Here is a 25,055-nt window from a genome sequence, read left to right as displayed (position 1 = left end):
AGAGAACAACATGAGCCAGACAAGCTTCGAGATTCAGCAGGCTGCCGTGATCGGCGCGGGCACCATGGGCCGTGGCATCGTCATGTGCCTGGCCAGTGCCGGCGTGAACGTGCAATGGGTGGATAACAATCCGCAGATGCTTGAGCAGGCGCTGACGACGGTCGCGCAAACTTATGCACACAACGTGCACCAGGGCCGCATTGATCAGGCCGAGGCGGATGCGCGAATGGCTCGCGTATCTGCAGCGGCGGATTACGCGGCGATCCGCAACGTCGATCTGGTGATCGAAGCGGTGTACGAGAACCTTGAACTGAAGCAGAAGATCTTTCGCGAGCTTGATGGCCTGCTCAAGCCTGAGGCGCTGCTGGCGAGCAACACCTCGGCGCTGGACATCGACGCCATCGCGGCTGCGACCCGGCGCCCGGCACAGGTACTGGGTCTGCATTTCTTCAGCCCCGCGCACATCATGAAGCTGCTGGAAATCGTGCGCGGTGCGCAGACCTCGCCAGCGGTGCTGGAGGCCGCGCTGGCACTCGGCAAGCGCATGGGCAAGGTCAGCGTGTTGTCCGGCAACTGCCACGGTTTTATCGGCAACCGCATGCTGCATCCGTATGTACTCGAAGCGCGCAAGATGCTCCTCGAAGGTGCATATCCACAGCAGGTGGATGCCGCGCTGCAAGGTTTCGGCTTCGCAATGGGGCCGTTTCGCATGTACGACGTGGTCGGCATCGATCTGGAATGGCGTGCTCGGCAGTTAGCTGGCAAGGGGCAGGATGCGCCCGAGGTTCAGGTGGATAACCGCCTGTGTGAGATGGGCCGGTTCGGGCAGAAGTCCGGCAACGGCTACTATCACTATGAGCCGGGCAGTCGCCAGGCCGAGCATGATCCCGAAGTGGACGCGCTGGTGCTGCGAGTCAGCGAAAAACTGGGTTTCCAGCGTCGCGACATCGGTCCTGAAGAAATCCTTGAGCGCTGTTTGCTGGCGCTGGTCAACGAAGGCGCGAAAATTCTGCAGGAAGGCATTGCCGGCTCGGCCCACGACATCGATCTGGTGTACTTGAACGGCTATGGTTTTCCAGCGGATAAGGGTGGGCCGATGGCGTGGGCGGATCAGCAGGGGCTAGCGGATATCCATCAGCGCTTGCTGGCGCTGGAGACGCGGCAGGGCGATCAGTGGAAGCCGGCGCGGTTGATTGGCGAACTGGCGGCGCAGGGGAAGGGGTTTGCTGATCGTTGACACCGGTCGGTTGTGCTGACGCCTTCGCGAGCAGGCTCGCTCCCACAGGTAAAGTGTTCATCAACACGATCAAATTAAATGAAGAGAATGCGAGAACCCTGCATGAATCAACGCTCCGACTACCCCCACTTCCAGCCCATTACCACACGCTGGCACGACAACGACGCCTACGGTCACGTCAACAACGTTACCTACTACAGCTTCTTCGACACGGCGGTGAACACTTATCTGATTCAGGTCGGTGGCCTGGATATTCATGACGGCGAAGTGGTGGGATTCGTGGTCAGTTCCGCCTGCGATTACTTTGCCTCGATCGCTTTCCCCGATCTGATCGAGATCGGACTGCGTGTCGGCAAGCTGGGCAACAGTTCGGTGCAATACGAACTGGCTGTGTTCAAGGTCGGCGAAAGCGAGGCGTGTGCGGCGGGGCGGTTCGTGCATGTGTTTGTCGATCGGTCGAGCAATCAGCCGGTGCCGATTCCGGCAGGTTTGCGTGGAGCGCTGGAGCGGCTGGTGGTCTAGACGCGCAAAAAAAATCGCAGCTAAAAAGCTGCGATTTTTTGTTCAAGCCTTCGCCTTAGTGGTGGCGATAGTACTTGTGATGCTTGCGGTGGCCATAGGCATGGCCGCGACCTGGATGACCACGGTCGCGGTAGTAGCGACGGTCATCATGGCGACGGTCATAGCGACGATCATCGTCGTCACTCTTGTTGCCCATGTAGTTACCCAGCGCGCCACCTGCACCGCCACCAGCGGCGGAGCCGATCAGGCTGCCGGTGGTGCCGCCGAGACTGCGGCCAACCACGTTACCGCCGGCTGCACCCAGTGCACCACCAATGGCTGCTTCGCCACGGCTGCGCTTGTCGGCGCCGACCGCACTACCACCCGCGCCGCCCAGGGCTGCGCCGATAGTGGAACCTGTATTGCCGCCTAACGATTGACCGACGACCGAGCCAAGAACCCCGCCCAATGCGCCGCCCACACCTGCTTCGGTGGTGCCTCCGGCAGAAGCGAAGCCACTGACCAGGCCAAGGGACAACAAGAGAATCGAGGAGAACTTCATAGAGGATGAGCCTCAAAGGGATGACGGCGCCGATCCTGAAGCTCTGCAATGGGCGTGACAATCAAAATCCGACGAATAACACGACTTGTATACAATATTGCAAGTTACTGTTTTTTCACCGGAACTTAACCGATTTTCGCCGGTCTTTAGCTACTTCGGACAGGCCGTTTTCATGCAAAAACGGCCTTTTTTGTGGGCGGTCGAAAATCTTTGCCACGGCATATCTGTTGACAGGTCGATGGCTTTCGCGAGCAGGCTCGCTCCCACATTTGAAATGCATTCCAAGTGTGGGAGCGAGCCTGCTCGCGAAGAGGTCATTCCAAGCGCCGGGTCAAGCCGACTTGGCCATGATCAACCCCGTCTCACTCGCCGCTTCCAGCCGGATCGCAATGAACTTGGACGTCGGCGTGTGGCTGCCATCACCCGTACTTTCCAGCGGCACCAGCGGATTGACCTCCGGATAGTACGCCGCCGCCTGCCCCGCAGGAATATCGAACGCCAACAATGTAAAACCTTTCACCCGACGCTCGCGACCATCGTCCCAGATCGACACGATGTCGGCCTTCTGCCCTGGACGGAAGCCCAGGCGAATGATGTCGGCCTCGTTGGCAAACAGCACGTCACGCTGGCCCTTCACGCCGCGATAACGGTCGTCGAGACCATAGATCGTCGTGTTGTACTGATCGTGGGAGCGCATTGATTGCAGGATCAGATCCGGCACCTGCCCGGTGGCGCGGGTGCGTTCGTGAACCAGATCTTTCGGCAACTGGTTGGCGCGGAAATTGGCACGGCCCGACGGCGTGTTCCACTTGCGAACGCCAGCCGAGTTGCCCAGATAGAAGCCGCCCGGGTTTTTGATCTTGTCGTTGAAGTCTTTGAAACTCGGGATGGTGTCGGCGATCAGTTCGCGAATGCGCCCGTAATCGGCCACCAGCCAGTTCCAGTCGACCGGTTGGCTGCCCAGCGTCGCGGTAGCGATGCCGGCAATGATCGACGGTTCCGAGCGCATCTGGTTCGACAGCGGCTGCAACTGGCCGTTGGACGCGTGGACCATGCTGAACGAGTCTTCCACGGTGACCGCTTGCGGGCCTTCGGTCTGGATATCGATGTCGGTACGGCCCAGGCACGGCAGGATCAGCGCGTCTTTGCCGTGAGCGAGGTGGCTGCGGTTGAGTTTGGTGCTGATCTGCACGGTCAGGTCACAGTTGCTCAGCGCTTCGAAGGTGCGCGAGCTGTCCGGCGTGGCCTGGGCAAAGTTGCCGCCCAAGCCGATGAATACCTTGGCGCGACCTTCGGCCATCGCATGAATCGCCTCGACCACGTTGTGGCCATTGTGGCGTGGCACCTTGAACTGGAAGCGACGCTCCAGCGAGTCGAGGAACGCCACCGGTGGACGCTCGTTGATGCCCATGGTGCGGTCGCCCTGCACGTTGCTGTGACCACGCACCGGGCACAGACCGGCGCCAGGTTTGCCGATATTGCCGCGCAGCAGCATCAGGTTGGCGATTTCCTGAATGGTCGGCACCGAATGACGGTGCTGGGTGATGCCCATGGCCCAGCACATGATCACGTTCTTGCCTTTGGCGTACATGCGCGCGGCTTGCTCGATCTCGACCAGCGTCAGGCCGGACTGCTCGACGATCTGTTCCCACGAGGTGTCGTCGACAGTGGCGAGGTACTCCAGCACATTGGCGCTGTGGGCATTGAGGAAATCATGGTCGAACACCGCCGGCTCGCCTGCCTTCTGCGCATCACGTTCCCATTGCAGAAGGAACTTGGCCATGCCGCGCAGCACTGCCATGTCGCCGCCGAGGGCCGGGCGGAAGTACGCGGTGTTGGTCGGCTTGTCGCCGTTGGTGAGCATTTCGATCGGGTGCTGGGGATGCTGGAAGCGCTCCAGACCGCGCTCTTTCAGCGGGTTGATGCATACCACTTGGGCGCCGCGTTTCACCGCTTCACGCAACGGTTCGAGCATGCGCGGATGGTTGGTACCGGGGTTCTGGCCCCAGACGAAAATCGCGTCGGCGTGTTCGAAGTCGTCGAAGGTCACCGTGCCTTTGCCGACCCCGACACTCTGCGCCAACGCCACGCCGCTGGCCTCGTGGCACATGTTCGAGCAGTCAGGAAAATTGTTGGAGCCGTAAGCCCGCACGAACAGCTGATACAGATACGCCGCTTCGTTGCTGGCGCGTCCCGAGGTGTAGAACTCGGCCTGATCCGGGCTCGGCAGATTGCGCAGGTGCTTGCCGATCAGAGCGAAGGCATCTTCCCAACTGATCGGCTTGTAGCGATCGGACTCGGCGTCGTAGACCATCGGCTCGGTCAGGCGGCCCTGATATTCCAGCCAGTAATCGCTCTGCTCCAGCAGAGAAGTGACGCTGTGCTTGGCGAAAAACTTCGCATCGACGCGACGCTTGGTCGCTTCCCAGTTCACCGCTTTGGCACCGTTCTCGCAGAACTTGACCATGCCGCTCTCCGGCGAATCACCCCAGGCGCAACCCGGGCAGTCGAAGCCGCCATTCTGGTTGGTCTTGAGCATCATGCGCAGGTTTTTCAGGGCGTTGTCGCTGGTCAGCCACGCCTGGGCCACACTGATCAGGGCGCCCCAGCCGCCAGCGGCACCTTTGTAAGGCTTGTAGCGCGGGACAGGTTTCTGGTCGGCTTGATGATGTTGGCTCACGCTTGATTCTCCATCGCGGGGCTGTACACCCGCGGCGCACTTTTCTGCGGCAGGTGGATGAGATTGAGGTTGTGGCGCCGGGCCCATTGCACGGCAAGGCCGGTAGGCGCCGACAGGCTGACCAGGGTCTGGATGCCGGCACGCAAGACTTTCTGGATCAATTCGAGGCTGCAACGGCTGGTGACAATCGCCAAGCCGCCTTCGGTGGAAATCTTCTGGCGGATCAACCCGCCGATAAGCTTATCGAGCGCGTTATGGCGGCCGATGTCTTCACGACCGAGCAGCAATTCGCCGCTGGCATTCATGAACACCGCAGCATGCACCGCGCCGCAGTGCTGGCCGAGCGGCTGGAACGCGCCGATGCGCTGGCGCAAACCGTCGAGCCATTCGATCGGTGGCAAGGCTGCGCCCGCCAACACTTTGAGCTCAGGCAGCGCCTGTTCGACGGCTTCGACGCCGCACAGTCCGCAGCCGCTGGTGCCGGCCAACTGCCGACGCTGCTGTTTGAGGTTCCAGAATGCGCGATTGGCGATGGTCACTTGCGCGTATTGCGCCGAGCCTGCGCCTGTCAGTTGCAGATCGTAGATATCGCTGGCGTCTTCGATGATGCCGCTGCCGAGGCTGAAACCGACGATGAAATCTTCGAGGTCGGTCGGTGTAACCAGCATCACTGCCTGGCTGATGCCGTTGTAGGCGATCGCCAACGCGACTTCCTCGGCCAGCGCGGTGCTGGCCGATGCCTCAAAGGGTAGATCGCTGTAGCTGTAGGTCTGGCTGGCGGCAGGCGCGGGCGTTTCAATTGCTGGCGCCGCGCAGGCTGGGCGCTTGGCGTTCATGGCATCACCGACGGTTTGATCTAGGTCAAGACTAGGCGCGGCAAGTTGTCGCGTCTAATCGCTATTACCGATCTACCGATAGATGCCGTCGATCAAGCGTCTTTTGACGATTTCTGATAAAGCGCGAAACAGGCTTCTGCCAGCGCTGAACGCGGCGCGCCACGGCGCATGATCAGCCCCAGTGGCGCGAGGGTGTGGGCATTTTCGATCGGTTGCAGACGCAGGTGATCAGCAAGGGTTTCCGCGCCGCCATCAAGCGGCATGATCGCGCAGCAAAAACCGCCGTGTACTGCTTGCAGCAGTTGATGCACGGCGTCGGTTTGCAACAGCGGTTGCGGGGTCAGGCCACGGCTGTGGAAGTTGTGGTCGATGGACTGGCGAAAATGCATGCCGCTGGTGAGCATGCACAGCGGCAGTTCGATCAGCGACTCCCAGCTCAGGGGTTCTTCGCCGAAGTTGAACGAGCGCTCGTCATAGAGCAGGCCCATGCGCGTCTCGTTGAAGGCCAGCGAATCGAAGCGCTCGCTGTCCAGACGCTCCAGATACGACACGCCAATGTCGATGCGGTTGTTCGCCAGGTGTTCGAGCACTTGCTCGGAGCTCAGCGACGACAGCTCGAAGCGCAAGTCCGGGTGCGCCGCGTGCAGTCGTTGCATCAGCGGCAAGGGATCGAAGCTCGACAGCGGCACCACCCCCAGGCGCAGCGTACCGATCAGGTTGCCGCGACAGGCCGCCGCTTCCGCCTGCAAGCCGTCGTAAGCTGCCAGCACCGTACGCGCCCACGCCAGCACGCGTTCGCCCGGTGCGGTGAAGCCTTCGAAGCGCTGGCCGCGATTGACCAATGGCAGGTCGAGTTCTTCTTCGAGGCTGCGCAAGCGCATCGACAGGGTCGGCTGGGTGATGTGGCAGCGCGCGGCGGCCTGGCCGAAATGGCGGGTTTCGTCGAGGGCGATGAGGAATTTCAGTTGCTTGATGTCCATCTTCGCTCCGGGCGGTTGGCGGGGTGTGGCGATTCTACCGCCTGCGGCGCGGCAGCGTCATTGGTCGGACCGGAACCGGGTTTGGCTGGGGTGGTCTAGGCTTGGACGACTGACCCTTTATTACATGGAGTGAATGCGATGAGCCTGTTCAGTTTTTTGAAAGAAGCCGGTGAAAAGATTCTCGATGCACTGACGCCGGACAAGGCCGAGGCCAACAGCGCAGCGCTGACCAAGCACGTGCAGGAAGCGCTGACCGGTATCGATACGTCGAAGATCCAGGTCAAGGTTGAAGGCGAGAAGGTCATCGCCACGGGTGAAGCGGCGAGTCAGGAAGAGAAAGAGAAGATTCTCTTGGCCCTGGGTAACGTCGCCGGCGTGAGTGGCGTGGACGATCAGATCACCGTGACGGGTGGCGTTGCCGCCGCCGCAAAATTTGTCACGGTCGAGAAGGGCGACACGCTGAGTGCGATTTCCAAGCGCGTGTATGGCGACGCCAACCAGTACAACAAGATTTTCGAGGCCAACAAACCTCAGCTCAAACATCCAGACAAGATCTACCCGGGACAAGTACTGCGTATTCCTGAATAACACTCGAAAGCGCTTTCGCGAGCAGGCTCGCTCCCACATTTGAAACGCATTTCAGTGTGGGAGCGAGCCTGCTCGCGATGGCAGCAACGCGACGTCAAAGCCCTGCAATCAAATCGCGGTAGTCCTCGACTGCGGCAAACTCCGCCGTGTCCTTCGGCCCTTTGCGGCTGTCCGGTTCTTTCACCGCCAGCAAGTGCGCCACGCCAAAATCCCGTGCACTGCGCAGGATCGGCAAGGTGTCGTCGATAAACAGGCTGCGCGCCGGATCAAAACCGATGTCCGCCTGCAAGGCATCCCAGAACTGCGGGTTCTCCTTGGGATAACCATAGTCATGCGAGCTGATCAGCCGCTCGAAGTAAGGCGCGAGTTCGATCCGTTCCAGTTTCAACGACAGCGAATCGCGGTGCGCATTGGTGATCATGATCACCCGTTTTCCTGCGCGTTTGATTGCATCGAGAAAGGTATCGGCATCGGCGCGCAGGGCGATCAAGTGGGCGGTTTCCTGTTTCAGTTCACGCACCGACAATTTCAGTTCCGCGCTCCAGAAATCCAGGCAGTACCACTGCAACTGGCCGGCGTGGCGCTCGAACAGCGGCTGCAACTCCAGCTCGGCCATTGCCCGGCTGATGCCGTGCACTTCGGCGTAGCGCTGAGGCAGGTGCTCGAGCCAGAAATGATTGTCGAAGTGCAGATCCAGCAGCGTGCCGTCCATGTCGAGCAGGACGGTATCGATGTCGGACCACGGTAAAGAAGGCATGGCAACGTCTCGAACGGTGAAAAGATATCCGACGCAAACAATCGGGAAAGCCGCGTTATAGTAGCGCGTTCACGCCAAGGAGCTTTGCATGCGCCAGAAACCCACCGTACTTGCCCGCGAGATCGTCGCCACCAGTCGCCTGTTTCGCGTCGAAGAACTCAAGCTGCGATTTTCCAATGGCGTGGAGCGCACTTACGAGCGTCTGGTCGGCAAGGGTGCGGGCTACGGCGCGGTGATGATCGTCGCGATGCTTGATGCCGAACACGCAGTGTTGATCGAGGAATACTGCGGCGGCACCGACGAATACGAACTGTCTCTGCCCAAAGGCCTGATCGAGCCGGGCGAAGATGTGCTGGCGGCGGCCGAGCGGGAACTCAAGGAAGAGGCCGGTTATGGCGCGCGTCAACTGGAGCATCTGACCGAGCTGTCGCTGTCGCCCGGTTACATGAGCCAGAAAATCCAAGTGGTGCTGGCCACCGACCTGTATGAAGAGCGGCTGGAGGGTGATGAGCCGGAGCCGATGCGGGTCGACAAGGTCAACCTTCGCGAACTGTCGGCGCTGGCGCAGAATCCGCAATTTTCCGAGGGCCGCGCCTTGGCGGCGCTGTATCTGACCCGTGACCTGCTGAGCCAGCGCGGGGTATTCAGCTATGAGTGAGACGTCGATGAATTTTCCCCATCCGCTGATGGCACCTGTGGTTGCGCTGGCTTTACAGGCTGGCGAGGCGATTCTGCCGTTCTGGCGTGCCGGCGTCGAAGTCACCGCCAAGTCCGATGATTCGCCGGTGACGGCCGCCGACCTGGCTGCGCATCACCTTATCGTTGCCGGGCTGACGGCGCTGGATCCGAGCATTCCGGTGCTCTCGGAAGAGGACGCCGATATCCCGCAGAGCGTGCGCGCCGGTTGGCAGCGCTGGTGGCTGGTGGATCCGCTGGACGGTACCAAGGAGTTCATCAGCGGTAGCGAAGAATTCACAGTGAACATCGCGCTGATCGAAAATGGCCGGGTGGTGTTTGGCGTGGTGACGATGCCGACCAACGGACGCTTTTACGTCGGTGGCGCCGGATTCGGTGCCTGGCGTGGTGACAAGGACGCAACGCCAGTGGCGATACAGGTGCGCGATGTGCCTGCGCCGGGCGAGGCGTTTACCGTGGTGGCCAGCCGTCGCCACTCAAGTCCCGAGCAAGAGCGTTTGCTGGCCGGGTTGAGCGCCAGTCTTGGTGAGCTGCAACTGGCCAATATCGGCAGCTCCTTGAAGTTTTGCCTGCTGGCCGAAGGTGCTGCCGATTGCTATCCGCGACTGGCGCCGACTTCGCAGTGGGACACGGCGGCGGCGCAGGGCGTGCTGGAAGGGGCGGGGGGCGAGGTGCTGGATTTGAAGGGTGAAGCGTTCAGTTACCCTGCGCGGGAATCGCTGTTGAATGAGTTCTTTCTGGCGCTGCCGGCGAAGGCTGCGTGGCGCGGACGGTTGTTGGAGTTGGCCCGAGGCTAACTGCCTGATCCGCAATTCCCCTCACCCCAGCCCTCTCCCCCAGGAGAGGGAGCCGACCGAGTTGTCTGGCGCTATGCATCGACCTGGAGAATCGAGTCGATTGTGGATTCGGCGAAGCAGGTTCAGGTCGACGTAAATCTGTAGCATCCCCGTATCGGTTCCCTCTCCCTCGGGAGAGGGCTAGGGTGAGGGGCTGTTGATCTTCAACGGTGCAAAACGTACTGCCCGGTAAATCTCACCGCCTCATCCTCACTTCCGGCATTCAGTATCCGCGTATCCAGCGTCAGCCGCGCCCGTCCATATCGCCGATACATCGCTACGAACCGTTTCCAGACTGCCGCATCCGGCGCCGGGCAGATCGCCACGGCGTCCCCGGTCACCGGCAGCGGATAACTGATCTGCCCTTCCTGAATGACAATGTGTCCTTCGGTAATCCCTTCTTCCTGCAAACGTAGATGCAACCAGCCCCAACCGGCCAGCACCGCGCCGCAGTAAAGGCTGCCGCCAAACATGGTGCTCTTGTGATTGACGTTGGGCGCGAGCGGCAGGTGCAGGCTCAGTTGCTGCTCACGCCACTCGAGCACTTTGAGGCCCATCTCGGCGGTCAGTGGAATGTCGTGATGCAGAACCGTTTGCAGATAGTCGCTTTCGCTGCTCATTCGTTGTCTTCCCCGTGGCTGCTGTCGCCGAAATTCAGACCATGTTTGCGCAGCTTGTCATGCAGGGTCTTGCGCGGAATACCCAAGGCTTCGGCGAGGCTGCGCACCGAGCTGTGCGAGCGCGCCAGTTCAGCGGCTATCAACGATTTCTCGAAGTTTTCCACTTGCTCGCTGAGGCCGCCGCTGACCACTTCTACCGGCGTGCCACCGCTGCCATCCGCGCTGTTGTCCAGTGCCAGTTCAAGCCCGAGGGCGAAGCGTTCGGCGGCATTTTGCAGTTCACGTACATTGCCCGGCCAGGTGTGGCGAAGCAGCAGGGCGCGGTGTGCCGGTTGCAGCTCGTGGGGGGGCAAGCCGTGACGGGCGCTGGCTTCATCGGCGTAATGCTGGAACAGCACCAGTGCGTCTTCGCCCCTTTCGCGCAGTGGCGGGATGCGCAGCGGCGCGACATTGAGGCGGTAATACAAGTCGGCGCGGAAGCGACCCTGATCCGCCGCTTGGCGCAGATCTTCCTTGGTCGCGGCGATGACGCGGATGTCCAGCGGGATCAACTGATTGCCGCCCAGACGCTCGACGACGCGCTCCTGCAGCATGCGCAGCAGTTTCACTTGCACGTCCATGCTCATGCTTTCGATTTCGTCGAGGAACAGCGTGCCGCCGTTGGCGAATTCGAATTTGCCGATGCGGCGTTTCTGCGCGCCGGTGAAAGCGCCGGGTTCGTGACCGAACAGTTCGCTTTCCACCACCGATTCCGCCAGCGCGCCGGCGTTGATCGCCACGAACGGGCCGTTGCGACGGCTCGACAAATCGTGCAGCGCGCGGGCCACCACCTCTTTGCCGGCACCGGTTTCGCCGAGGATCAGCACGTCAGCCTTGGTCGCCGCCAGCGCACCGATCTGCTCACGCAGACGCAGCATCGGCGTCGAATGGCCGACCAGTCGCGCGCTCAATTCGTTGCGGTCGCTCAAGGCCAGACGCAGGCTGCGGTTGTCCAGCACCAGCCGCCGTAGCGCGAGGGCGCGACGGACGCTGTCGAGCAGCGCATCGCTGGCAAAGGGTTTTTCCAGAAAATCGTAAGCGCCGGCGCGCATCGCCTGCACCGCCAGCGGTACGTCGCCATGGCCGGTGATCAGCAGCACCGGCAACTCCGGATCCTGTGCATGCAACTCGCTCAACAGTTCGAGGCCGTCCATGCCCGGCATGCGGATGTCGCTGACCACCACCCCCGGCCAGTCACGCTCCAGTTGCGCGGCCAGGCCCTTGGCTTCGGACAGCGGCAGGATTTTCAGGCCGGCCAGGTCCAGGGTCTGGCCGAGGGCCTGGCGCAAGTGCGGATCGTCGTCGATCAACACTACCTGGATGCGATTGTCGATGGTCATGCACTTCTATCCTCGGAAGGTTGCAGGCTGACTCCGGGCGCGCCGGCGCGCAGGCGCAGGGTGATCAGGGCGCCGCCTTGCTTGTGGTTGGCGAACGACAGCTCGCCACCAAATGCGCGCATCAGCGTTTCACAAATGGCCAGTCCCAGACCCAGACCCTGTGTGCGGGTCTTGGTGGTGTAAAAGGGCTCGCTGGCGCGGCCAAGGGCCTCCATGCAGAACCCGGGGCCGTTGTCGCGAATGTACAGATTGACGCCGTCGGCGGTGGCTTCGGCACTCAGCCACAACTTACGCGGCGGACCTTTTTCGGTGAGCGCATCGAGGGCGTTGGCCAGCAGATTGCCCAGCACCTGACGCAAGCGGGTTTCGCCGGCCTCGACCCACAGCGTGGCTGCGGGCAAGTCGCGGATCAGTTCGACTTCCATGCTGCGCCGACGTTTGGCCAGCAATGCCAGCGCATCGTCCAGCGCCGGTTGCAGGGCAACGCTTTCCGGTGCGTGGCGATCACGGCGGGCGAAGGCGCGCAGGTGGGCGATGATCGAGGCCATGCGCCCGGTCAGTTCGCTGATCAGCTTGAGGTTGCCGCGCGCATCCTCGGTGCGCTGATGATCGAGCAGCACTTCGGCGTTTTCCGCATAGCTGCGAATCGCCGCCAGCGGCTGATTGAGTTCGTGACTGATGCTTGCCGACATTGTCCCCAGCGCCGACAGTTTGCCGGCCTGGACCAGATCGTCCTGGGCGCGTACCAGCTCCTGCTGCGCATGCTCACGCTCGAGCACTTCCTGTTTCAAACGCCGGTTGAGGCCTTCCAGATCGCTGGTACGTTCAGCCACCCGGCCTTCCAGTTCGCGGCGCGCCTTGGCCTCGAAGGCGATGCGCTCCAGATAATGCCGGCGACGTTGCATCATCAAACCCACCAGCAGCATCACCACCAACAGCGTGGCGCCGCCGATCGCGACCACCGTGCGCACCGGACGATCGATCAGCGTGCGCGGCGCGAGAATGCTGACGCTCCAGCCGGTTTCGGCGATGTCGTGGGTCTGGGTCAGCCAGGCGTCGGCGCTCAGGTTCAGCGGCCGCGGTTCACGGGTCGGGTAGGGCTGGATCGCGGTGATCGCGGCGCGCTCGGCATCGCTCAATGCACGGGTGGAGCGGAAACGCCATTCCGGGCGCGACGTCAGGATGACCACGCCGTTATGGTCGGTCACCAGCAATTGTTCCGGGGTTTTGCCCCACAGGCTTTCGGTATGGTCGAGGTCGACCTTGATCACCAGCACGCCGATGATTTTCTCGCCGTTGCGCACAGCAGCGGCGAAGAAGTAGCCGCGTTTGGCGGAAGTGGTGCCGAGGCCGAAGAAGCGTCCGAGGCGCCCGGCCATGGCTTCGCTGAAATATGGGCGGAAGGCGAAGTTGCGGCCGACGAAGCTGTCGCGTTTGTCCCAGTTCGACGCCGCCAGCGTCTGGCCGGATGTGTCCATCAGGTACATCACTTCAGCGCCGGTCTGCGCGGCGATGTTTTTCAGCAAGCGATTGGCGTTGCCTTGGGTCACGCCGTCGTCCGGCGCACCGAGCACCGCGCGCAGGGCCGGCAGGTCGCCGAGAATCTGCGGCAACACTTCATAGCGATGCAGGGTGCCGAGCAGGTTGGCCACGTACAGATCGAGGGTCTGGCGATTCTGCCCGGCGAGTTCGCTGCGGTAATAGCGCTCGGCAAGATGTTCCAGCGGCCACAGTAGCGGCGCCAGGCACAGGGCCAACAGTGCGAGGCTGCGCCAGCGAGGTCTGCGGGGGAGCGGTGGTTTCATGTGCCGGATACGCCTGTAGGGACAGGCGCATTATGCCCGGCCTCAGGCGAAGACGTCAGCGTCCTTGAGCAGCGCGGCCGCCTGGTCCTTGGCCGACAGCTTCGGCGCTTCGTCCAGTTGCCAGTCGATGCCCAGCGCCGGGTCGTCCCAACGAATGCTGCGTTCGGAGGTCGGGTCGTAATAGTTGGTGGTCTTGTAGAGGAACTCTGCGAACTCGCTCAGCACCACGAAACCGTGAGCGAAACCTTCCGGTACCCACAGCTGGCGATGGTTTTCCGCCGACAGGCGCACCGCCACCGATTTACCGAAATGCGGCGAGCTGCGACGGATGTCCACCGCCACGTCGAGCACCTCACCTGCGGTCACACGGACCAGTTTGCCCTGGGTGTTCTGCAACTGGTAATGCAGGCCACGCAGCACGCCTTTTTGCGAGCGCGAATGGTTGTCCTGCACAAACTGCGTTTCCAGACCGGTAGCGTCCTGAAACGCCTTGGCATTGAAACTCTCGTAGAAAAAACCGCGCTCGTCGCCGAACACCTTGGGTTCGATGATCAGAACACCGGGCAGATCGGTGGTGATGACATTCATGAGGATTTCCATAGACAGGTGTGAATGGCCGACATTCTTGCGCAAAGCGCTGCGGGGCGCGAGTGTTGGGTTTGAAATGGAGCGTTCATTGAAGCCGGGGGTTGCGTAACCGCCAAGGCAATGGCGATATAAGCGCCTAATAAAATTTCAGGGGTCGTTTCATGCCGCTCGCCACGTTGATTCATCGCGCCAGTTTGCCAGGTCCGCAGGTTTCAGAGGCGCAGGCGCTGCAATGGCTGGCCGAATATTACGGGTTCAGCGGCACGTTGCAGGCGCTGGGCAGCCAGCAGGATCTGAATTATCGCGTCGACAGCGCGCGTGGACGCTTCGTGCTGAAAGTCTGTCGTGGCGATTACGCCCTAGTGGAGCTGCAAGCCCAGCATGCGGGCCTCAAGTATCTGGCCGAGCACTCGGCGATCAAGGTGCCGCGCGTCATTGCAGCCAATAACGGTGCCGATCTGTTGTCGTTGCAAGCCAATGGCGAAACGGTGCATGTGCGGTTGCTCGAGTACATCGACGGGCAGCCGTTGACCGATTTCGATCATCTTGGCCAGGACGTGGTCGCCGGGTTTGGCCGACTCTGTGGCGAGATGGATCTGGCCCTGGCAGGTTTCGATCACCCGGGTCTTGAACGCACCTTGCAGTGGGACGCGCGTCACGCCAACGCTTTGATCAGTCATCTGTTGCCGGTGATCACCGACGCGCAGCAGCGTGCGGCGATCAGCGCTGCCGCCGAGCAGGCCGAGCGCCGTTTGCAGCCGTTGCTGGACAAACTGCCGGTGCAGGCGATTCACATGGATATCACCGATGACAACGTCGTCTGGGCGCGCGATGCCCGGCGGCATTGGCAGTTGCAGGGTGTGATCGACTTCGGTGATCTGGTGCGCACCTGGCGTATTACCGATCTGTCGGTGACCTGTGCGGCTTTGCTGCATCACGCCGATGGCGATCCGTTTGTCATCCTGCCGGCGGTCCAGGCGTATCACGCGGTCAATCCGTTGCAGTACGCTGAGCTGCAAGCGCTGTGGCCATTGATCGTGGCCCGGGCGGCGGTGCTGGTGCTCAGTGGCGAGCAACAGGTGAGCATCGACCCCACCAATACGTATAGCCGCGACAATCTCAGTCACGAGTGGGAAATCTTTCGCGTCGCGACATCGGTGCCACAGGCGCTGATGGAAGCGGCGATTCTCACAGCCGTGGGACAGACCGTGCCAGAGGCCGAAAACACAGAATTTGCACCGTTGTTGCCAGGGCTGGTCGGGCGTGAATTTGCGCTGATCGATCTGGGCGTGTTGAGCCCGCACTTCGAGGCGGGCAATTGGGAGCAGCAGGGCATTGATCAGCGCTTGCTGACAGAGGCCGCAGCGGTGCACGGGCTGGCGGCGACGCGTTATGGCCAGTACCGCTTGTCACGTACCCGCCCGGACAGTGCGACTGAACCGGATACGTTCCCGTTGCATGTCGAATTGCGTGTGCCGACCGGAACCGAAGTGCAAGCACCGTTCGCCGGCATTCTGAAGCAAGCGGCAAACGGTGCGCTGCAACTCGATGGCCCACAGTTCAGCGTTCGCCTGTGGGGCGTGACGCCTGTTCTTGAACATGGGGTGGCAGTTGATAGAGGCCAGAAACTCGGTGAAGTCACTGGGCCGCTGATTGTGCAGATGTGCCGAGAAGCAGAGCTCGACGCGCCGCTGTTCTGCACGCCGTCCCGTGCATCGGCGTGGCAAGCGTTGTGCCCGTCACCGGCGATGCTGCTCGGGCTGGCCTGCGACGCCGAGCCTGAGCTGGACGCGAAAACCCTGCTCGAACGCCGCGATGCCAGTTTTGCCCGCACGCAAAAACACTATTACGTTGACCCGCCGCGTATTGAACGCGGCTGGCGCAATCACCTGATTGATATGCACGGCCGATCCTATCTGGACATGCTCAATAATGTCGCGGTGCTCGGCCACGGCCACCCTCGGATGGCGGCGGTCGCGGCGCGGCAGTGGTCGTTGCTCAATACCAATTCGCGTTTCAACTACGCGGCGGTCGCCGAGTTTTCCGAGCGCTTGCTGAAGCTGGCGCCGAAGGGCATGGATCGCGTGTTCCTGGTCAACAGCGGCAGTGAGGCCAATGACCTGGCGATTCGTCTGGCCTGGGCCTACAGCGGCGGGCGCGACATGATCAGCGTGCTCGAGGCGTATCACGGCTGGACGATCGGTGCCGATGCGGTATCGACGTCGATTGCCGACAACCCGAAAGCGCTGGAAAGTCGCCCGGACTGGGTGCACCCAGTGCCGGCGCCGAACACGTATCGCGGCGAATTCCGTGGCGCCGATTCGGCGCCGGATTACGTGCGCAGCGTCGAGCATCATCTGCAAAAACTGGCCGAGCAAAAGCGGCAACTGGCCGGTTTCATCTGCGAGCCGGTCTACGGTAATGCCGGGGGTATTTCTTTACCGCCGGGCTATTTGCCGCAGGTGTATGAAAAGGTCCGCGCGCAGGGCGGGGTGTGCATCGCTGACGAAGTGCAGGTCGGTTATGGGCGCATGGGCCATTTTTTCTGGGGCTTCGAAGAGCAGGGCGTGGTGCCGGACATCATCACCATGGCCAAGGGCATGGGTAACGGTCAGCCACTTGGCGCGGTGATCACTCGCCGGGAAATCGCCGAGGCGCTGGAGGCCGAAGGCTATTTCTTCTCGTCGGCGGGCGGCAGTCCGGTCAGTTGCCAGATCGGCATGGCGGTGCTGGATGTGATGGAGGAAGAAAAGCTCTGGGAAAACGCCCAAGTCGTCGGCGGCCACTTCAAGGCGCGCCTGGAAGCGTTGATCGATAAACATCCGCTGGTCGGCGCGGTGCACGGCTCCGGGTTTTATCTCGGGCTGGAACTGATCCGCAATCGGCAGACGCTGGAGCCGGCGACCGCCGAAACTGCGTTCCTGTGTGATCGCTTGCGTGAGCTGGGGATTTTCATGCAGCCGACCGGCGACGATTTGAACATTCTCAAGATCAAGCCACCGATGGTGACGTCGCGCCAAAGCGTGGATTTCTTTGTCGATATGCTGGATCGGGTGTTGAGCGAAGGACTGTAAGCAAGGCACATCCCCTGTGGGAGCGAGCCTGCTCGCGAAAGCTGCGTATCAGTCGCCACATGCGGTGACTGACACAGCGCATTCGCGAGCAGGCTTGCTCCCACATTTTTTTGGTTTGAAGTTCGATTTGTATCGATTTAATTGGCGTTGAAACAGAGATATTCCTTCTTTACAGCTTTTAAAGCCGATATTTATCGGTTATAAAGTCGCCATTGCTCCGGCATGGTGATCTCTTGTCCGGTGCGCGCGTTTTCTTTTCGGTCGAATTCTTCGACTGTCAAAGCACTAGCCCGGAGATGATTCATGAGCCGTATCGTTACCGTCGCCGCCACGCAGATGGCCTGTTCGTGGGACCTGGAAGCCAACCTCGAAACCGCTGAAAGACTGGTCCGTGAAGCCGCCGCCAAAGGCGCGCAGATCATCCTCATCCAGGAACTGTTCGAGGCACCGTACTTCTGCCAGAAGCCCAATCCGGACTACCTGCAACTGGCGACGACGGTTGAAGAGAACGTCGCCATCAAGCATTTCCGGAAAATTGCCAAAGAGCTACAAGTGGTGCTGCCGATCAGCTTCTACGAACTGGCCGGGCGTGCACGCTTCAACAGCATCGCGATCATCGACGCCGACGGCAGCAACCTCGGGATTTATCGTAAAAGCCACATTCCGGACGGCCCGGGCTATCACGAGAAGTATTACTTCAACCCGGGCGACACCGGCTTCAAGGTGTGGAATACCCGTTACGCGAAAATCGGCGTCGGCATCTGCTGGGACCAGTGGTTCCCGGAAGCGGCGCGCAGCATGGCCCTGCAAGGCGCGGAAATTCTCTTTTATCCAACCGCGATCGGCAGCGAGCCGCACGACAAGACCATCTCTTCACGCGATCACTGGCAGCGAGTGCAGCAGGGCCATGCCGGCGCCAACCTGATGCCGCTGATCGCCAGCAACCGCATCGGCAACGAAGAACAGGACGGCTACGACATCACCTTCTATGGCTCTTCGTTCATCGCCAATCAGTTCGGCGAAAAAGTGCAGGAGCTGAATAAAACCGAAGAAGGTATTCTTGTGCACACGTTCAACCTCGACGAGCTGGAACATATTCGCAGCGCGTGGGGTTCATTCCGCGACCGCCGGCCGAATCTGTACGGCGCGTTGAAAACCCTCGACGGTTCCCTGGAGTCCTGATGACCACATTGAAAAGTACCCCACGCGCCGATGGCTTCTACATGCCGGCCGAGTGGGCGCCACAGACCCAGACCTGGATGATCTGGCCCGAGCGCCCGGACAACTGGCGTCTGGGCGGCAAACCGGCGCAGGCCGCGCACGCCGCCGTGGCCAAAGCCATCGCCCGTTTCGAGCCGGTCACGGTTGCCGTCTCCGCCGGCCAATACGAAAACGCCCGCGCGCGCCTCGATGTGCCGAATATCCGCGTGGTGGAGATGTCCAGCGACGACGCCTGGGTTCGCGACAGCGGCCCGACCTTCGTGATCAATAACCATGGCGAAGTGCGCGGTGTGAACTGGGATTTCAACGCCTGGGGTGGTTTCGATGGCGGCCTGTATGCACCGTGGAACCGCGATTCGCAGGTCGGCGGCAAGATCCTCGAGATCGAGCGCAGCCCGCGTTACCGCACCGAAGGTTTCGTGCTCGAAGGCGGTTCGATTCATGTCGACGGCGAAGGCACGCTGATCACCACCGAAGAATGCCTGCTCAACCGCAATCGCAACCCGCACCTGAGCCGCGAAGAAATCGAAGCCGTACTCAGCGACAATCTGTCTGTGGACAAGATCATCTGGTTGCCGGATGGCTTGTTCAACGATGAAACTGACGGCCATGTGGATAACTTCTGCTGCTACGTGCGTCCGGGCGAAGTGCTGCTGGCGTGGACCGATGATCCGCAGGATCCGAACTACCCGCGCTGCCAGGCCGCAATGAAAGTGCTGCAAAGCAGCACCGACGCCAAGGGCCGCCCGTTCACGGTGCACAAAATGCCGATTCCGGGGCCGCTGTACGCGACCGAAGAAGAGTGTGCCGGCGTCGATGCGGTGGACGGTTCGCAGGAGCGCAATCCTTCCGTGCGTCTGGCTGGTTCCTACGTGAACTTCCTGATCGTCAACGGCGGTATCATCGCGCCGAGCTTCGACGACCCGATGGATGCCCCGGCCAGGGAAATCCTGCAGAAGCTGTTTCCGCAGCACGAAGTCGTGATGGTGCCGGGCCGTGAACTGTTACTGGGTGGCGGCAATATTCACTGCCTTACCCAACAGCAGCCAGCGCCGTACAAAGAGTGAGTTGAGTCGTAACAGCTTGAGTTGATTCACAAATCAGCCAGGCAATGATTAGCTCGCTCAGCATCAAAGCAAGCCCGCGGCCCGTCAGGACCGCGGGCTTGTTTGTATCCGCCGGTCGACATTCAGGTCGCCTTGGCATACCTCTTGTATTGCTCCTGATGCACTAGGGAGGGCGGGGAACTTCAACAGTTCTGTCACAAACCTTGGATAACGTAGCCGCTCACGAACGGGGAGAGAGCGCTGAAATGAACGCCGAAGTGAACGTAATCAGCGAGCGGACTGTGCATCCCATGGCCGTCAACGGCGAATCGCTCCAGCTTGTCGCGCACTGGTTGAAGTCCAATGGAACGCGTCAGATCAGACAACCTGATCCGCGCCGGATGATGATCGAGCGTTACCCCGCTGGCCTGTTCAGCGAGGCCGAGCTGGAAGCCTTGTGGGATGTGATGGAAGGATAAGAACAATAGGGATTGGTAAAAGCGCTGCCGGGATGGCGGCGCTTTTTTTGTCTGATTTTTATCCACAGGTATTCAAAAGTGGGAGCGAGCCTGCTCGCGAAGGCGTCAGCACTGCCAATGACTTTGTTGACTGATCCAGCGCTTCGCGAGCAGGCTCGCTCCCACAGTTCAAACTCCCTGATTAATCCGTTTTTTCTGCAACCGCCCAGCAAAAAAATTACGTTTCTTAGACGTTTTTCGCCTATTTAAAGACGATTCTTGAAATTGACACACAGTTCAGGGCGCGGCTACGATTCGGCCCAACGCCTGTGGCTAACCGCCATGACTCAAAATAAGGAGCAGGCCCGCCATGACGTTAACGTCGGCGGGCTTTTTTGTTTCGGGGTGAATACAAGAGTGCAGAAAGCGCCGTTTCAGCCGTTCGACACAGCGCGTTTCAACCCGTAATAAGGAAAACAAAATGTTGAACAAGCGAATCAGTCTGATCGCACTGGGGATGTTGAGTGCTACACAGGCCATGGCTAACGACCAGGCCGAATCCAAGGGTTTCGTTGAAGACAGCAGCCTGAAAGTACTGTTGCGCAACGCCTACATCAATCGTGATTACAAAGACGGTAACAAGGACAAGGCCGAATGGGGCCAAGCGGCCATCGGTACGTTCTCGTCGGGCTTCACTCAAGGCACCGTAGGTGTCGGCGTGGACGCTTTCGGTCTGTACGCATTGCGCCTGGACGGCGGCAAGGGCCGTAGCGGCGCCGGCGGCATCGACTTCTTCAAACAGGAAAATGACGGTCGTGCGAACCACGACATCGCCAAGGGCGGCGCAGCGGTCAAATTCCGTGTTTCCAACACCGTGTTGACCTATGGCGACCAGATGCCGGCCCTGCCGGTGCTGAGCTACGACAACGTGCGTCTGCTGCCGGAAAGCTATACCGGTACTTTGATCACCTCCCGTGAGATCCAAGGCCTGGAATTGAACGCCGGCCGATTCACCGCCGAGTCGCGCAAAAGCGATGAGGGCCGTGACAGCGGCGGTCTGAAGTCGATCAACGTGTTGGGCGGCAGCTATCAGTTCACCGAACACTTCAAAGGCGCGCTGTATGCGTCCGACGTTGAAGACGTCTTGAAGAAACAGTACGTGAACGCCAACTATGTGATTCCGTTCAACAAGGATCAGTCCCTGACCCTGGACTTCAACGGCTATCGCACCAAGCTGGACAGCTCGTACGTACGCGAAAACACCGTGCCGGGCGAAAGCATCGTCACTGGTCGCGACAACAAGATCTGGAGCCTGGCAGCCACCTTCGCCACCGGCCCGCACTCGTTCACCGTGGCGCATCAGCGTTCCACTGGCGACAGCAACCTGGGCTACGCCTATGGCGGCTACCAGAAAGACCAGGGCCGTGTCGGCGACGGTGGCAACTCCATCTACCTGGCCAACTCCTACTGGTCTGACTTCAACGCCGAAGACGAACGCAGCTGGCAGCTGGGTTACGGCCTGGATTTTGGTTCGTTCGGCGTTCCGGGTCTGAGCTACAACTTCGCTTACGTGCGCGGCGACAACATCACCACGTCTACCAGCGAAGGCGGCACCGAGCGTGAGATCTTCAACCAGTTCAAGTACGTCGTGCAAAGTGGCCCGGCCAAAGACCTGAGCGTGAAGTTGCGCAGTTCGATCCTGCGCGTGTCGCAGAAATCCAGCGAGTACAACGTCAGCGGTAACGAACTGCGTGTATTCGTGGACTATCCGATCAACATCTTCTGATGATCGATCCGCTGTAAGAAAAATGAGAAAACCCCGATTCGTTCGGGGTTTTTTTTTCGCCGGTTTTTCAGCGCAAACCGTAAATAACCGGTGTTTTTGTCATGTAAAAGTCGTTTTTCAAGCGCTGCAGATTTCGTTTCAAGCAGTGCTTCAAATGCCTGAAATTCTTTCTCATGGACGCAAATTCTCCACCCAATAGATTAGGGCGTTCAACGCAGCGGAGAATTTGGTAATGATCGTTTTGAACAGAGAAGTGGGCGAATCGCTACGGCGCGACAAGTTTGTCAACGTCCAGGGTGGTGACTTCAATCTCTACGGTCATTTTGCCGACTTCGTCAGACTGACCAAAAGTTGGGAAAATATGGAGCCTGACAGCTACTACGGTCAGGCCGAAGCCGGCATGCGTTACCGTCGTTACAGCGACTTTGAATACAACCCGAAAACCCGTGAGCTCAAGCAACTTGAGCATCGCGCTTACGTGCAATCGAAAGAGAACAACGCTTACGTCGGTGGCGTGGTGCGCCACTTCCAGGACTTTTCCGAAGAAGTGATCTCTTCGCCAGTGATGCGCAGCCTGATCGACACCGATTTTGAAGTGTACAAAAGTGTGCTGCCGGAAGAGTTGCACGATGAAATCTGGCAGTGCCAGATCCATCAGATCCGCATCGAGATCAAACCCGGCAAACAGCTGGAAATCACCCCTGAAGGCATTCATTGCGACGGCTATCCGTTCAGCGGCGTGCACTTCTGGGGGCGCAATAATGTCGAGGGCGCTGAGAGTCGTTTGTATGACATTCATCAGCAACAGCTGGCGGCGACCACCTACGAGGAAATTCTCGATACCACCTATTTCCTTGATCGCGACATGCGCCATTACGTGACCCCGGCGCGCAACACCCACACCCATGCCATGGCGTACCGGCAGATTCTGGCGATTTCCTTCTCGCGGCCCGGGACCGCTTTCGACATTGTTCGCTAATCAGATCACCCCAATCGACGGCGTCGAGTGCTCGACGCCAGTGGTACTGCGCCGCGCCACCGCCAAGGATGCGCAACGCATGGAGCGCTTCTTCCGTCAGTTCGATGAAGTGTCGTTCTGCGAATGGCAGGACGCCAAATGCCTGCGCGGCGTGTTGATCCAGAAAACCACCACGGCGTATCTGGCTTTCGATGTCGAGGGCGAGATCGTCGGCGCGGTACTCGGCGGCATGCTCGGCAGTCGCGGCACGATCAACCATCTGGCCGTGAGCCCGCGCTACCGCAGCCAGGGCGTGGGCCAGCGTCTGGTCGAAGCAGCGTCGTCCGACATGAAACGGGTCGGGGTGCTGCGGATGTTTCTGTTCGTCGACGATGCTAACCTCGCGGGCAAGCGATTCTGGACTGCCCAGGGTTTTTGCGAGCCTCATGGCGAAAGAACATTTGAGAGGGATCTATGAATGAAAGGTCCGGCAGCGCGCCGCTGATGGCGACTCATCAGCCGTCGCGCACGTTTGCCGAAGCCAGCCCGGTGGTCGCCGGGTATTTCACCGTGTCGTTTGTCTTCGGGCTGATGGCGGTCAATGCCGGTCTGCCGATGTGGCTGCCAGTGGCGATGTGCTTGTTCGTCTATGCCGGCGCCTCGCAGTTCGCTGCGCTGGCGCTGATCTCCAGCGGCGCATCGCTGACCACCATTGTGCTGACCACGTTTCTGATCAATGCGCGGCACATGCTGATGTCGGTGTACATGGCCAAAGCCCTGCGTGCATTGGGCTTGAGCCGCATGGAGCGTTGGGCTTACGCCGGTGGCCTGACGGATGAATCCTTCGCCTTTCACAGCGTCAAGCTCGGTACAGGCGCACCGGTCAACGTGCGTTACCTGATCGGTTTCAATCTGTTCTGCCACACCTCGTGGGTGCTCGGCGGTTTGCTCGGTGCGGTCTGCGCGCAGTACGCGGCGCACTTGATCAAATATCAGCTCGATTACGCGCTGACGGCGATGATGCTCTACGTGCTGGTCTCGCTGTGCAACACGCGTAACAAACTGATTGCGGCCGCTGCTGCCGTGGTCTGCATGGGCGCACTGAGCCTGATCGGCAGTTCGCCCTTCAACGTATTTATCGCCACGTTTGTGGGCTGCGGAGTGGGTGTATGCCTGACCAAACGTTCCTGATTCTGGTGGTGGTGCTGATGATGGCGGTGACCTTCCTGCCGCGCGCATTGCCGCTGCAGATCAACACCGAACACTGGCCGCCGTTCGTGGCGCGGGCGCTGGAATATCTGCCGGTGGCGATCGTCGCTGCGATCAGCCTCACACCCCTGTTGATCAAGGATCGGCAGATCCAGCTCGATCGCCCGGAATTCTATGCTGCAATTCCGACGTTGCTATGTGCGTATTTCAGCAAAAACCTCTTTCTCAGTGTGGCGGTGGGGACGGCTGCGTACATTGCGCTCGGCTCGTTCATGTAGCGGCAGATCAACGACATCGTTCAGCGCCTGATGCGACAACTCCGGGTTGTTTACCGCCAGGCGTACTTCGAGGAAATCCTCGAAACCGGGAAAAATCGTCAGACCGTTCTTCTGCGCCGCTTCACGCGAGACCATGCCGACCGCATCCATCTGCGTGATCAACGACAGCGTCAGGGTTTCGCTGCAGGAATAGACCATGCGCTGGCCGTTCTCGTGATTGCCCAGTCCGGCGTCGAGAAAGCGCAGAAAACTGTGGGAATACGGACAATCTTCCGCAGGACGCACCTGAAACTTGTTGCCCAGCAAGGTCAGCGGATCGTTTTCCTGACCGCAATGCGCACCGACCACCTGCACCTGAACCTCCGGCAGGACGATGCTCGGCAGCCCCGGCCGCTGCGGGCCGATCAGCACGGCAAGGTCGAAATCTTCGTTCTTCAGCTTGCTGAGATTTTCCATCGACTCGGCGTAGCTGAACTCCATCTGATAATCGGGAAACACCTCGATCAGGCGTCCGATCATGCGCCGGTTGAAATCAGGCGACAGGGTGTTGTTCAACGCCACCTTCAACGTGCGCTGCCCGGGCACCTTCAGCGCCTCGACCTTTTCTTCCATCTGTCGCGTGGCGATCAACACTTTGTCGATGTAAGGCGTGAGCTCCGTGCCTTGCGGCGTCAGCGTCAGGCCCTTGTTGGAACGGCGAAACAAGCGGAAACCGAACTGCTCTTCGACCTTGTTCAACTGTGCGGCCAACGCCTGCACGGTCAGGCACGAATGCTCGGCTGCGGCCGACAACGAGCCGGTCTGCACGATGCGCATGAGGTTGCGTAAGGTTCTGCTATCCATGGGTAATGCCCTCTGAAGTGGGCTGGGTATTGTTGTGTACGAAACGACCGAAACGGCGCCATATGCCGGCTATATTCCTGCACCTGAGCATAGTTGTCGCGGATTTAGTAGCGAATT

General features: G+C 60.3%; 24 protein-coding genes. 14 read left to right on the top strand and 10 right to left on the bottom strand.

Annotation, left to right across the window (positions count from 1 at the left end; translation table 11 throughout):
• Window positions 1-10: 10 nt before the first annotated feature.
• Together D8U70_RS13505 and D8U70_RS13500 are read left to right on the top strand one after the other, a co-directional pair.
• Window positions 11-1,237 (top strand): 3-hydroxyacyl-CoA dehydrogenase, encoded by a 1,227-nt coding sequence (locus D8U70_RS13505; protein WP_130929074.1) that lies wholly within the window; start codon window positions 11-13, stop codon window positions 1,235-1,237.
• A 102-nt stretch (window positions 1,238-1,339) separates the two neighbouring features.
• On the top strand, window positions 1,340-1,759 hold the full coding sequence (locus D8U70_RS13500) for a thioesterase family protein (RefSeq protein ID WP_130929073.1): 420 nt from the start codon (window positions 1,340-1,342) through the stop codon (window positions 1,757-1,759).
• A 55-nt stretch (window positions 1,760-1,814) separates the two neighbouring features.
• Here D8U70_RS13500 and D8U70_RS13495 read toward each other — a convergent pair whose 3' ends face one another.
• The 4 genes from D8U70_RS13495 to D8U70_RS13480 all read right to left on the bottom strand — a co-directional run bounded on the left by D8U70_RS13495 (window position 1,815) and on the right by D8U70_RS13480 (window position 6,796).
• Window positions 1,815-2,300 (bottom strand): glycine zipper domain-containing protein, encoded by a 486-nt coding sequence (locus tag D8U70_RS13495; RefSeq protein WP_039756448.1) that lies wholly within the window; start codon window positions 2,298-2,300, stop codon window positions 1,815-1,817.
• A 331-nt stretch (window positions 2,301-2,631) separates the two neighbouring features.
• Window positions 2,632-4,980 carry an FdhF/YdeP family oxidoreductase gene (locus D8U70_RS13490; RefSeq protein ID WP_130929072.1) on the bottom strand — a complete coding sequence of 783 codons (2,349 nt, stop codon included), beginning with the start codon at window positions 4,978-4,980 and terminating at the stop codon, window positions 2,632-2,634.
• A complete protein-coding gene (fdhD, locus tag D8U70_RS13485) occupies window positions 4,977-5,816 on the bottom strand; it encodes a formate dehydrogenase accessory sulfurtransferase FdhD (RefSeq protein WP_073471528.1) in 840 nt (279 codons plus the stop codon). Before fdhD ends, D8U70_RS13490 begins: the two co-directional genes overlap by 4 nt.
• A gap of 92 nt (window positions 5,817-5,908) precedes the next feature.
• Entirely contained in the window at window positions 5,909-6,796 is an 888-nt protein-coding gene (locus D8U70_RS13480; RefSeq protein ID WP_024011190.1) for a LysR family transcriptional regulator, read from the bottom strand.
• Window positions 6,797-6,934: 138 nt separating this feature from the next.
• On the opposite strand from D8U70_RS13480, the gene lysM reads away from it, so the two are divergent.
• Entirely contained in the window at window positions 6,935-7,384 is a 450-nt protein-coding gene (gene lysM, locus D8U70_RS13475; RefSeq protein ID WP_016772168.1) for a peptidoglycan-binding protein LysM, read from the top strand.
• Between the two features lie 94 nt (window positions 7,385-7,478).
• Here lysM and yrfG read toward each other — a convergent pair whose 3' ends face one another.
• Window positions 7,479-8,141: a GMP/IMP nucleotidase gene (yrfG, locus tag D8U70_RS13470; RefSeq protein ID WP_130929071.1), complete on the bottom strand. Its 663-nt coding sequence runs from the start codon at window positions 8,139-8,141 to the stop codon at window positions 7,479-7,481.
• A gap of 88 nt (window positions 8,142-8,229) precedes the next feature.
• On the opposite strand from yrfG, the gene nudE reads away from it, so the two are divergent.
• Together nudE and cysQ are read left to right on the top strand one after the other, a co-directional pair.
• Window positions 8,230-8,799, top strand: a complete 570-nt coding sequence (nudE, locus tag D8U70_RS13465) for an ADP compounds hydrolase NudE (protein WP_016772166.1) — start codon at window positions 8,230-8,232, stop codon at window positions 8,797-8,799.
• Between the two features lie 7 nt (window positions 8,800-8,806).
• Window positions 8,807-9,634, top strand: coding sequence for a 3'(2'),5'-bisphosphate nucleotidase CysQ (gene cysQ, locus D8U70_RS13460; protein WP_130929070.1), 828 nt, complete (start codon window positions 8,807-8,809; stop codon window positions 9,632-9,634).
• Between the two features lie 203 nt (window positions 9,635-9,837).
• Here cysQ and D8U70_RS13455 read toward each other — a convergent pair whose 3' ends face one another.
• The 4 genes from D8U70_RS13455 to rfbC are packed head-to-tail and all read right to left on the bottom strand — an operon-like array spanning window position 9,838 to window position 14,065.
• Entirely contained in the window at window positions 9,838-10,293 is a 456-nt protein-coding gene (locus D8U70_RS13455) for a thioesterase domain-containing protein (RefSeq protein ID WP_130929069.1), read from the bottom strand.
• Window positions 10,290-11,672: a sigma-54 dependent transcriptional regulator gene (locus D8U70_RS13450; protein WP_016772163.1), complete on the bottom strand. Its 1,383-nt coding sequence runs from the start codon at window positions 11,670-11,672 to the stop codon at window positions 10,290-10,292. The genes D8U70_RS13455 and D8U70_RS13450 overlap by 4 nt, the downstream gene beginning before the upstream one ends.
• The gene (locus D8U70_RS13445; RefSeq protein ID WP_073471532.1) at window positions 11,669-13,477 is read right to left on the bottom strand and encodes an ATP-binding protein; all 1,809 of its coding nucleotides are present in this window, start codon (window positions 13,475-13,477) and stop codon (window positions 11,669-11,671) included. Before D8U70_RS13445 ends, D8U70_RS13450 begins: the two co-directional genes overlap by 4 nt.
• Window positions 13,478-13,519: 42 nt before the next feature.
• A complete protein-coding gene (gene rfbC / locus D8U70_RS13440) occupies window positions 13,520-14,065 on the bottom strand; it encodes a dTDP-4-dehydrorhamnose 3,5-epimerase (protein WP_110644793.1) in 546 nt (181 codons plus the stop codon).
• Between the two features lie 161 nt (window positions 14,066-14,226).
• On the opposite strand from rfbC, the gene D8U70_RS13435 reads away from it, so the two are divergent.
• The 9 genes from D8U70_RS13435 (at window position 14,227) to D8U70_RS13395 (ending at window position 24,095) form a co-directional block, all read left to right on the top strand.
• Complete coding sequence (locus tag D8U70_RS13435) at window positions 14,227-17,139, top strand: aminotransferase (protein WP_130929068.1); 2,913 nt, start codon at window positions 14,227-14,229, stop codon at window positions 17,137-17,139.
• A gap of 303 nt (window positions 17,140-17,442) precedes the next feature.
• Window positions 17,443-18,321, top strand: a complete 879-nt coding sequence (aguB, locus tag D8U70_RS13430; protein ID WP_016772158.1) for an N-carbamoylputrescine amidase — start codon at window positions 17,443-17,445, stop codon at window positions 18,319-18,321.
• Complete coding sequence (gene aguA / locus D8U70_RS13425) at window positions 18,321-19,427, top strand: agmatine deiminase (protein ID WP_130929067.1); 1,107 nt, start codon at window positions 18,321-18,323, stop codon at window positions 19,425-19,427. Before aguB ends, aguA begins: the two co-directional genes overlap by 1 nt.
• A gap of 245 nt (window positions 19,428-19,672) precedes the next feature.
• Window positions 19,673-19,885, top strand: coding sequence for a hypothetical protein (locus D8U70_RS13420; RefSeq protein WP_016772156.1), 213 nt, complete (start codon window positions 19,673-19,675; stop codon window positions 19,883-19,885).
• A 460-nt stretch (window positions 19,886-20,345) separates the two neighbouring features.
• Window positions 20,346-21,650 (top strand): OprD family porin, encoded by a 1,305-nt coding sequence (locus tag D8U70_RS13415; RefSeq protein ID WP_056787155.1) that lies wholly within the window; start codon window positions 20,346-20,348, stop codon window positions 21,648-21,650.
• A 232-nt stretch (window positions 21,651-21,882) separates the two neighbouring features.
• The gene (locus D8U70_RS13410) at window positions 21,883-22,629 is read left to right on the top strand and encodes a 2OG-Fe dioxygenase family protein (RefSeq protein WP_016772154.1); all 747 of its coding nucleotides are present in this window, start codon (window positions 21,883-21,885) and stop codon (window positions 22,627-22,629) included.
• A gap of 79 nt (window positions 22,630-22,708) precedes the next feature.
• Entirely contained in the window at window positions 22,709-23,086 is a 378-nt protein-coding gene (locus tag D8U70_RS13405) for a GNAT family N-acetyltransferase (RefSeq protein WP_003220700.1), read from the top strand.
• Window positions 23,083-23,799 (top strand): AzlC family ABC transporter permease, encoded by a 717-nt coding sequence (locus D8U70_RS13400; protein ID WP_016772152.1) that lies wholly within the window; start codon window positions 23,083-23,085, stop codon window positions 23,797-23,799. Before D8U70_RS13405 ends, D8U70_RS13400 begins: the two co-directional genes overlap by 4 nt.
• Complete coding sequence (locus D8U70_RS13395; RefSeq protein ID WP_024011198.1) at window positions 23,778-24,095, top strand: AzlD domain-containing protein; 318 nt, start codon at window positions 23,778-23,780, stop codon at window positions 24,093-24,095. Before D8U70_RS13400 ends, D8U70_RS13395 begins: the two co-directional genes overlap by 22 nt.
• Here D8U70_RS13395 and D8U70_RS13390 read toward each other — a convergent pair.
• Complete coding sequence (locus D8U70_RS13390) at window positions 24,012-24,938, bottom strand: LysR family transcriptional regulator (RefSeq protein ID WP_122611119.1); 927 nt, start codon at window positions 24,936-24,938, stop codon at window positions 24,012-24,014. The genes D8U70_RS13395 and D8U70_RS13390 overlap by 84 nt on opposite strands.
• Window positions 24,939-25,055 lie beyond the last annotated feature (117 nt).

This window comes from Pseudomonas sp. Sample_20, assembly GCF_004307585.1.
In the GTDB taxonomy this organism is placed as follows: Bacteria; Pseudomonadota; Gammaproteobacteria; order Pseudomonadales; family Pseudomonadaceae; genus Aquipseudomonas; species Aquipseudomonas atacamensis.
The sequence above is the reverse complement of the archived record's forward strand: the minus strand, read 5'-3'. Positions and strand labels throughout refer to the sequence as shown.